This is a genomic window from Kamptonema animale CS-326 (genome assembly GCF_028330895.1).
Taxonomy (GTDB): domain Bacteria; phylum Cyanobacteriota; class Cyanobacteriia; order Cyanobacteriales; family Microcoleaceae; genus Kamptonema; species Kamptonema formosum.
Map to the genome: position 1 here is coordinate 1 of NZ_JAQMUA010000380.1, position 9,956 is coordinate 9,956.

The window sequence follows — 9,956 nt, forward strand, 5'->3', positions numbered from 1 at the left end:
ATGAAAATCTAGAGGGTCTTAAAGAAAAAGTTTGCGCTTTTCTGGGAGAACTTTCAACAGAAGAAATAGCATCTATAGCCGGATGGGACTATATTTTATCAGCCCTAGCTACTGTTGCATAACTTTGGAGAAATGGTATAATTTGAGTACAAAACCTCACCCGAAATTTAATTAAATGTAGGGTGGGCGCTCGCCGTAACAAACCTGTAAATCATAGGAGAAGATATTTGTCGGCGATCGCCCACCTTACAATTACCAAATTACCAATTATCAATTACCAATTACCAATTCCTAATTACCAATTACCAATTACCAATTACCAATTACCAATAATATTTCACTCAGACTGAATCAAGCGCATATAAGGGCCGGGAACTGCCCTCATTTCCTCATGAGTACCGCGCTGTACAACCTTACCTCGGTCTAAGAGAATGATCTCATCACAGTCACGAATCGTACTTAAACGGTGAGCAACAATTAAACAAGTACAACCTCGTCGCCGAAGATTTTGATCGATAATTTTCTCAGTTTCTGCATCTAAAGCACTCGTAGCTTCATCCATAATTAAGATCGAAGGATCGTTTACCAAAGCACGGGCAATTTCTAAACGTTGTCGCTGTCCGCCACTTAAGTTTGCCGCACCTTCAAGCAAATTCCCTTCAATACCCCCAGAAATAGCTAAAACCACATCTAAAATCGCCGCATCTTGACAAGCACGTAATAATTGATCTTTGGGAATTGTACTATCCCATAGAGTTAAGTTTTCACGCACGGTTCCCCCAAACAGAAAAATATCCTGTTCCACCATTGATAGAGAATTTGTAAGCACAGAACGGGGGATTTTATAACGAGGAATACCATCAAATAGAATCTCTCCAGACCAAGCTTCATATAACCCCGCAACTGTTTTGGCAACAGTTGATTTACCAGAACCACTCCCTCCTACTAAGGCTACTCTTTGACCTGGCCGCAAGCTGAGACTAAGATTTTCAACTAAAGGAGCGTCAATTCGTGAATAGCCAAAAGTGAGATTGCGAAGTTCTAGATATCCTGCCAATTTAAAGGCAGAATTAGTTAATTTTCCATTTGTACGAGGTATTGCGTCAACCTGAAAGGGATTTTGGGGATTTTCTAGGTTAATCTGCGAATCAACTTCATTATCTAGTACATCATCTAATTGGTTAATATCTCCCTCTAACTCCTGAAGGGTACTACCAAAACTCACTAAGGTATTAACTGGCTTCTGAAACAGAGCCATTAAACTTTGAAAAGCAACTAACATCCCTATACTTAGGTGTCCATCCATCACCCGCAACCCGCCAATCACAAGGAGTGACAGAGTAGTTAAGGCAGTGATGAAATTGGGTAAAACAGTGATAGCTTGGTTGCTAATTCCGAGTTCCTGTTGAGCATTTTCTGCTTTCGTATAATATCCAGCCCAACGAGCAAAAAAGTCTGATTCTAAGGCTGCGGATTTGATGGTTTCAATACTTTGTAACCCTGCAATAGCAACACCTGCTGCCTTTCCTTGATCTTGCACTAACCTCATGTGACTATCTTTGCGTTTCTCTGCCACCCACTGCAAGGTTGAGACATTAAGGATTGCCAAGAAGATGCTGATTATAGTCAGTACCCAGTCATAGGCAAACATCACTGCTGCATAAAATATAACCATCACAACATCGATCGCAGTTTGGGCTAACTGACCAGATAATACATCTGCAACTCTGGTATTTAACTGTGCGCGGTTGCTAATTTCTCCCGCGAACCTTTGAGCATAAAATCCCACTGGTAAGCGGAGAATATGCCACAAAAAGCGGCTTGACATCCCCACAGATAATTTAATTTGTAAATGTCTTAAGTACCGCAATTGCAGCAGAGTTAAACTGGCTTGAATGAGGGCAGTAATTCCTATGCCGATTAATAAGGGTCGCAACCAATCATAGCGATTTTCGACTAGAATATTATCCACAAAGATTTGACCAAAAATGGAAATAGCCAACCCCGGAATTACAAGGAAAAAACCAGCTAAAATACAGTAAATAATTGCCCCTACTGAGCCTTTTAAACGCTCCATTAAAGAGCGAATAATGCTAGGTTTGCGGCCACCACGTTTAAACTCTGGGCCCGGTTCCATTAGCAAAACTACGCCAGTGTAAGCCTGATCGAATTCCTCAAAACTCACACTCCGAGGGCCAGTGCCGGGATCGTTGAGATAAACACGGTCTTTCGTAAATCCTTCAACTACTAGGAAATGGTTGAAGTTCCAAAATACAATAAACGGAGGTTGAATTTCTTGAAGTTGGGCAAGTTGTTTTTTAAATCCCTTCGCCTGCATTCCATAATTTTTAGCAGCTTTTAATACATTCGATGCTTTACTGCCATCACGGGAGACACCGCAATTAGTCCGCAGTTCGGGTAAAGGAACGATCCGACCATAATATCTCAGAATAATTCCCAAAGCGGCTGCACCACACTCCACCGCTTCCATTTGTAATAAGGTTGGTGTTTTTACCCGCTTGAAGATTTTGGGTTGTTTTAATTTAGTAAATCCCATCTTTAACATCTTTTTCATCAATAAACACCAGTCCATTCCCGGAGAACGGGTAGTAAAAAGGTAATAGGCGCTTGTTCTTCCACCCGAACTCTAGCAGTGGTGGTAATCCCAGGGGTAATTTTTAGTTGTGGGCCCTGGGAAGATGACCACTTATAACCACTGGGAGTTTGATCTGATTCCAATTGGGCACGGACTTCTACAATCGCCCCACCTGCATTTTCTCCACCTGCTCCGCCGCTGACATTTTGAATTAATCCACTAACCAAATCGGGATTGCCAATCACTGCTGCCACACCTTTTTGAGTAATAGGAAACTCGGAAACTGAAGTGACAGTGCCAACAATTCCTCCATATCGTTGCCGCTTAACTGTATCCGGTGTAATTTGAATCATCATTCCCGGTTTCACTTTTTTGCCATCTTTAACTGTAAAGTAACTAACTCCAACTAGGGTGCCTTTGCGGCTGGTCACATTCAAAGAACCTAAATTAGTACCGGGTGAAACTACTTGTCCTTCTGTAGCCATGATTTCTAAAATACAGCCGGCGTGAGGACTGCGAATTTCGCTGTTGTCAATAATTTGTTGTTGCAATTGAGCAATTTCTCGCCCTACATCCTGAATCGGATTTTGTTTATTATTTAGTTGTTCTAAGTTATCTTGTTCTAACCGCTTGGCTTTGGTATCTAATTCTTGCAAATCTGCCTGGGTTTGCCGAATTTGGTTGAGATTTTCTAGATGTCGTTGTTGAGATTCTGTTTCCTTTACTTCCAAGTCCTTGAGTTGTGCTTGAATTTCATTGATTTGATTGAGACTATTCAGATATTGCTGTTGGGTTGTAGCTTCTTGAACATCGATATCTTTGAGTTTTGCCTGGAGCGCTCCAATCTGATTGAGATTTTCCAGATATTGCTGTTGTGCTTCCACTTCACGGGCATCTAAATCTTTTAATTCTGCCTTGAGTTCTGCAACGCTTTCTAATTTTTGAAAATATTCTTGTTCTGCTTCGAGGAGAGTATCTTGAGGGATGGCACCTTCTGAGAATAGTTGCCGACGTTTTTCTAATCTTTCTGCTAAAACTGGCGCTATTTTTTTGGCATTTTCTAAGCGTTGTTGCAGACTCTGGCGCTGTTCAGCAATGGTATTTAAGCCTTTTTCTTTGAGGGTAGGTGTAAGTGATTTAGTATCTCGGAGTTGCTGTTGAACACTCTGTCTTTGCCTGACAATAGCATCTAAACCTCTACTTTGGATTATAGGTGTTAATTGTTGTAGATCCTGTAACCTTTGTTGTAGACTCTGACGCTGTTGGGCGATAGCATCTAAGCCTTTATTTTGCAGCATAGGAGTCATAGACTGAGCGGCTAAAAGACGTTGCTGAAGACTAATTTTGGAAGCAATAATGGCATCTTGTTCAGAACGAGTTCCCTGATTCAAGAGCAAAGATGTTTCGTTAGATTGCTGTTGCAATTGTGCTTGTTTATCTTGAGCAAGTTTTAGCCGCTGCTTGAGCTCAGAGGGATCGATGGTTGCCAAGCGTTCATTTTTAGCAATACATTGGCCTGCTTGGACATATAATGTTTTGAGTTGCCCTGAAATTGGGGATTGAAAATCAACTACTTGACGGGGTGCAATAAAGATACCGCGTCCATCAATGCTGATTGGTATTTTGCCAAAGACACTCCATGTTAACCCGACTATAACTAAACCCCCTAAAACGCTTAAAGGTACCCATTCTTTGGGGCCAACTACTTGCATGAGTTGATCGAGGCGTTCTGGAGAAGAGAGTCGCTCTAGAGATTCTTGGCGAAAAATATTTCGTTTTTTGCTATCTTTAGTAAACATCGTAGGTTACTCAATTATAACGATTAACGTAACTGGCGAATCATCCAATCAAAGCGGGTGCCGGCAATGGCAGTTCCTTCTAAAACATCAAAATCAAGCTCGTCTTCGGCATCAATTTCTTCGGAGAGCATGGAAGTGAGATCGTTGGCGAGAGTGGCAAATCCACGACGCATAAGTCGATCGCGCCAACGATTTGATAGGACAACAGCAATCGCTCGATAAAATCGACTTGCAAAGGCTCTGTCTTCCTCTAGTTTGGCGGCTAATTGTGATTGAGGTAGAGCTAGTAACCAAGCATTTTCTACTACTTTGACAGTAGCTGAGGCGGTGCCTATTTCTACAAAAGACATTTCACCGAGAATTTCGCCTTTTATTGACTTTGCGACTTCTTTCTCTGTTGTGATTCCGTTTTTGGTGAGGGAAATATAAATACCTAATGTGCCTTCTAGTAAAATGTAAACGGCAGGTACGGGTTTTCCTTGTTGGATGAGAACAGTATTAGGAATAACTTTTTCTGGTACTCCGTGAGCAATCATCCAAGCAATGTCGCTATCATTAAGAACGGCAAATACGAGCAGCACTTTTCGTAATGGTTCGCTGGGTAATGCTTGATTTTCCGTTAGTAAACCTGATAAGCCGCGCAATTGATCCGAGAGTTTTAAGGATAATAAATGATAGAAACGAGAGGCAAAATCTCCATCTGTTTCTAGTTTGCGGGTCAGCGTGTTTTTGGATAGTGACAATACCTGAGAATCTTCGACTACCTTGATGGTAGCCGAAGGTAAATGATTATCCAAAAAAGACATTTCTCCCATTAGTTCGCCGGCGAATAGTCGCTTGAGTTCTTGTTCTCCTCCGTCTTGGCGCGATACGGTAACAGCTAGGGTTCCTGAGATAGATAGATAGAGTGATTCTACTGGATGACCTTCTTGGATCAGCACTCGACCCGGTTGACATTTTTCTGGGGTACCTTCATGTAAAATCCATTCTAAATCCCTCTGATTTAAAATACTAAAGAAGGGAAATTGAGCTAGAGTTTCTGGGACGATCTGCGGAGTTTTCATAAATAACATTGTAAAGCTAATTCTGCGAGGATAAGCTAAACTTGGGAAAACTAGATAGAAAGCACCCTAGAATTGGAATTTGGATGGGAGTTTGAGTTTTGCTATCAAACTTATTTTGTACATTTTCAATGAGCAAATAATACAAAAAAAAAATTGTAATGTCAAGAAACTTATTAAAAATTTACACCGCAGGCTGGTTGAGTTTTAATTGCTCAACTTTTATGTTAAGCTTTGTTAAGGTATAATTTGACCTTGGGTAATATCCCAAGCACAATTTTTGTAATCTCAGGAGACATGAATGATTGAAGTTTATTACTGGACAACGCCCAACGGCCATAAAATTACGATGTTTCTAGAGGAAGTCGGAGTACCTTATACGCTGATTCCAATTAATATCGGTGCAGGCGATCAGTTTAAGCCGGAGTTTTTGAAGATTGCCCCTAACAATCGCATTCCTGCTATTGTCGATCGCGAACCTGTGGATGGCGGCGAACCAATTTCTGTGTTTGAGTCGGGGGCGATTTTACTTTATTTAGCAGAAAAAACTGGGAAGTTGATCCCTGGCGAGATTCGCGATCGCCTCGAAGTTCTACAATGGCTATTCTGGCAGATGGGCGGGCTCGGGCCAATGGCCGGACAGAACCATCATTTCAGTCAGTACGCCCCCGAAAAAATTCCCTACGCGATCGCACGTTACGTCAATGAGACGGGACGTTTGTATGCTGTATTGAATCGGCGGTTAAGCGATCGCGAATTTGTTGGTGGTGACTATTCGATCGCCGATATTGCCATTTATCCCTGGATTGTACCCTATGCGCTCCAAGGCCAAAAACTAGAAGATTTTGAACACTTGCAGCGTTGGTTTGAAGCGATTAAAGCCCGTCCCGCAACCATTCGAGCCTATCAGCAAGCAGAAGCTTTCAAAACTCAGGCAATTAGTATTGAAGAGTCACGAAATTTGTTGTTTAATCAGTCTGCCAAAACAGTCAATGATTGAGCGAGAATTGAAGGTAAAAATGACGATCGCCCGAGAACTTTTACGCAGAAGGAAGAAGGGAGAAGAGAGAAGATGTACTTAAGCGATCGATGTTATTTACGATCGCAGCGCTACTCAAACCTGATTACCCGCAAACTGATTTTAAGCTCAAATCCCTCTTCCTTTTTCCTTCACCCGTCTTCCTCCGACCGGTGATGCAGTGCGCGATCGCACCCACCCAAGCTGCTACACAAAACATTACATTTTTGTTACAATCGTGGCAAGTTTAATCTTAACTATCAACACTCAGAACTATGAGCCAATCGCCCTTACCCGTTGAAACCGACTCCGGGTCAGCCACCTCAACCGCCCCGTCGGGAACAGCACCTCAACCCAGTTACGTCAAACTTGCCATGCGAAACATGGTTCGCAAGCGCGCAACCTCCCTATTTCATTTTAGCCTAACAGCGATCGCCCTGTTAGGGATACTAATTGGTTTAGCATTTATAGATCGCTATTTTCATCCCTAAATATAGCAGTTTTTAATGCAGTAGGTACTGCTATTAATCACAAATCGCTAATTGAAGAAGGGACTAGGGAAAGAGAGGGAGGATGGAAGAAATGGTGAGGATGGGTAATTAGTGATTAGCGATTAGCCATTACCAATTAGCGATTAGCGATTAGCAATTAGCCATTAGCCATTACCAATTACCAATTACCAATTACCAGTTAACAGTTAACAAACATTCCAGGAGTGCCAAAAAATGGAAATCGAGGTGAGCGTACAGGACTATTTCTGGGAAGCTAACGAATCAGCTTCAGCAACAATTAGCCCTGAGAGTATCGCCGAGGGACAGATTCACCCCGAAACCTGGGAAACCTGGTTTCAGACATGGCTAGAAACCCTTTCCCCAGAGATGGGGCAAGTTCCCAGTTGCGAACTCAGCCTCCGCCTCACAGGAGACCCTGAAATGCAAACCCTCAACAGCCAATATCGGCAGCAAAATCGACCGACGGATGTACTAGCTTTTGCCGCTTTAGAGGTAAACTGTCCTCATTCCCAAGAAATGCTAGCATCCCTGCCCCTGTATTTAGGTGATATAGTAATTTCGGTCGATACAGCTCACCGTCAAGCCCAGCAGCAACAGCATCCCTTAACAACGGAGCTCGCATGGCTAGCGGCTCACGGTTTTTTGCATCTTTTGGGCTGGGATCACCCGGATGAAGATAGTTTGAATAGTATGCTCAATCAACAAGAAATATTGCTTAAAACGATTGGTCTTACCGTTCAAACATAAACATTTTCAATTATATAAGATTGGTTGGCGATGAGTTGAATTTCATCATAACGAAGTCAAAAATAACTTTCTGAAATCACAGCGAAAATCAGCAAAAACCCAGGAAAGCTACGAGACTAAATCAAACCAATCTTCAACGTCTTAAGAACACTCATCTCTATAACTTAAGCTTGCCCTTTATGAAATTAAATGAGTCGTCAATCTCCTCGGAGCGTGCAGAATTTATCCCCGATTCAGACTCTTCAACCCCAACCCTTAAAGGGTCTACTAAAGCAGTGAAGCACAACCGGGAACTATCCTGGCAAGTTGCCTCCAGTTTAGCAATTAGTTTTAAATTCGCCTGGGCCGGTCTAAATTATGCTTTTGAAACTCAGCGTAATTTTCGCATTCACACTGTCATTGGCACCTTAGCAATTGTCTTAAGTATCTTTTTGCATCTAAAACCCGTAGAAATATCCGTAATTGGCTTAACAATCGGTTTAGTTTTAGCCCTAGAATTGTTAAATACCGCCATAGAATCAGTGGTAGACTTAACAGTTCAGCAAACATACCACGACCTAGCTAGAATAGCAAAAGATTGTGCTGCGGGAGCTGTTTTAGTTTCCGCAATGGTCTCTGCCCTCGTCGCAGCTACCCTGTTGCTGCCTCCTTTATTAGCCCTAATTCAACCAGTAATTAGCCATTAGACAACAGCTTATTTATAGGAGTATAGCCCTTGATTATAGTCATCGATAACTACGACAGCTTCACCTATAATTTGGTGCAGTATCTAGGAGAATTGGGTGCTGATTTACCTGTAGCCTCCCAAGTGCAAGTCTACCGCAACGACCAAATCTCTATAGAAGAAATTCGCCAGTTGCAGCCAGCAGCAGTTGTGATTTCTCCAGGGCCAGGGCGACCAGAAGATGCCGGAATTTCTCTAGAATTGATTAAAGAATTAGGGTCAACCATGCCCATTTTAGGAGTTTGCCTCGGTCATCAAAGTATCGGTCAAGTTTTTGGGGGCAATATTGTTTCTGCACCCACTTTAATGCACGGTAAAACTTCTCCGGTTCTGCACGCAGGGATAGGAGTTTTTGAGGGGGTAGAATCGCCCTTAACTGCCACCCGCTACCACAGCCTAGTAATTGAACGAGAAAGTTGTCCAGAGGTTTTGGAAATTACAGCTTGGGTTGAAGATGGTACGATTATGGGCGTGCGACATCGCCAATACCCGCATATCGAGGGAGTTCAATTTCACCCTGAAAGTGTATTAACAACTTCTGGGAAGCAATTGCTACGAAATTTCTTGGCAAGGCTTCAAAATTGATCGGGTTTTAATTCCACAAAGGTGAATGTAAGAGATGATATTCTCTCAAGTTAAACGGGTTTAAATAGTAGGAATAAAGATGAAACGGCGACAATTGATGCGTTACGCACAGACAAGTTTACTAGCAGCTTTAGCAACTACCTTACCTTCAGGATGGCAAAGCTATCAGGCACAAACCAGCAATGGTTTGTCCGTGCAATGGTTAGGGCATACTTGCTTTTTATTCACTGGCGACGGCCTAAAAGTGCTGGTAAATCCCTTCCGCCCAATCGGTTGTACGGCGGGATACCGCGCTCCCAATGTGGCTACAGATTTAATTCTGATTAGCAGCAGATTATTAGATGAAGGCGCGATCGAGGGATTTTCAAATAATCCGGGGCTCCTTTACGAACCGGGAGTTTTTCAGTTTAATGGGATGCGGATTGAGGGTATTAATACACTGAAAGATCGCGAAGGGGGACGGCGTTTTGGGAGGAATGTGGCTTGGATGTGGAAGCAGGCGGGTGTCAAAATTCTACACTTGGGGGGAATTGCCGGACAAATTGAAATTGAACAACAAATCTTGCTCGGACGACCAGATTTGCTGTTAATTCCTGTGGGAGGCGGCCCCAAGGCTTATACTCCTGAAGAGGCGAAAAAAACTGTGGAACTTCTGAAACCCAAAATGGTGATTCCCACTCATTACAAAACCCCAGCGGCGGATGCAGGGGCCTGCGATCTGGTATCGCTAGATGACTTTTTAGCGCTAATGAGTGGTACTCCTGTGCGCCGCATAGATCGGGATACGATCGCGCTTAAACCTGCTGATTTACCTGATAATGGGTCGGTAATTGAAGTTTTAAGTTACAGGTTTTAACCGTTACTATACTTGTCCCTGCTTAAGGGTGGCGATCGCGATCGCCACCCTTAAGCAG

At 42.8% G+C, this 9,956-nt stretch carries 10 protein-coding genes; 7 read left to right on the plus strand and 3 right to left on the minus strand.

The window, feature by feature from the left end:
• Positions 1-337: 337 nt before the first annotated feature.
• From PN499_RS22335 to PN499_RS22345, 3 genes are read right to left on the minus strand one after another with little or no spacing between them, the layout of a single operon-like run.
• Positions 338-2,575 (minus strand): NHLP family bacteriocin export ABC transporter peptidase/permease/ATPase subunit, encoded by a 2,238-nt coding sequence (locus tag PN499_RS22335; RefSeq protein WP_272034748.1) that lies wholly within the window; start codon positions 2,573-2,575, stop codon positions 338-340.
• The gene (locus tag PN499_RS22340) at positions 2,575-4,395 is read right to left on the minus strand and encodes an NHLP bacteriocin system secretion protein (RefSeq protein ID WP_272034750.1); all 1,821 of its coding nucleotides are present in this window, start codon (positions 4,393-4,395) and stop codon (positions 2,575-2,577) included. The genes PN499_RS22335 and PN499_RS22340 overlap by 1 nt, the downstream gene beginning before the upstream one ends.
• Before the next feature lie 23 nt (positions 4,396-4,418).
• On the minus strand, positions 4,419-5,459 hold the full coding sequence (locus PN499_RS22345) for a cyclic nucleotide-binding domain-containing protein (RefSeq protein WP_272034752.1): 1,041 nt from the start codon (positions 5,457-5,459) through the stop codon (positions 4,419-4,421).
• 298 nt (positions 5,460-5,757) lie between these two features.
• Between PN499_RS22345 and PN499_RS22350 the strand changes: the two genes are divergently transcribed.
• The 7 genes from PN499_RS22350 to PN499_RS22380 all read left to right on the plus strand — a co-directional run bounded on the left by PN499_RS22350 (position 5,758) and on the right by PN499_RS22380 (position 9,898).
• Positions 5,758-6,456, plus strand: coding sequence for a glutathione binding-like protein (locus PN499_RS22350; RefSeq protein WP_007357375.1), 699 nt, complete (start codon positions 5,758-5,760; stop codon positions 6,454-6,456).
• 89 nt (positions 6,457-6,545) lie between these two features.
• Entirely contained in the window at positions 6,546-6,725 is a 180-nt protein-coding gene (locus PN499_RS22355) for a hypothetical protein (protein WP_272034755.1), read from the plus strand.
• 24 nt (positions 6,726-6,749) lie between these two features.
• Positions 6,750-6,965, plus strand: coding sequence for a DUF3285 domain-containing protein (locus PN499_RS22360; RefSeq protein WP_272034756.1), 216 nt, complete (start codon positions 6,750-6,752; stop codon positions 6,963-6,965).
• Positions 6,966-7,199: 234 nt separating this feature from the next.
• The gene (ybeY, locus tag PN499_RS22365) at positions 7,200-7,733 is read left to right on the plus strand and encodes an rRNA maturation RNase YbeY (RefSeq protein ID WP_272034759.1); all 534 of its coding nucleotides are present in this window, start codon (positions 7,200-7,202) and stop codon (positions 7,731-7,733) included.
• Positions 7,734-7,912: 179 nt separating this feature from the next.
• Entirely contained in the window at positions 7,913-8,419 is a 507-nt protein-coding gene (locus PN499_RS22370; RefSeq protein ID WP_272034761.1) for a diacylglycerol kinase family protein, read from the plus strand.
• A 29-nt stretch (positions 8,420-8,448) separates the two neighbouring features.
• Entirely contained in the window at positions 8,449-9,042 is a 594-nt protein-coding gene (locus PN499_RS22375; RefSeq protein ID WP_272034763.1) for an anthranilate synthase component II, read from the plus strand.
• Between the two features lie 79 nt (positions 9,043-9,121).
• Positions 9,122-9,898: an MBL fold metallo-hydrolase gene (locus PN499_RS22380; protein ID WP_272034765.1), complete on the plus strand. Its 777-nt coding sequence runs from the start codon at positions 9,122-9,124 to the stop codon at positions 9,896-9,898.
• Positions 9,899-9,956 lie beyond the last annotated feature (58 nt).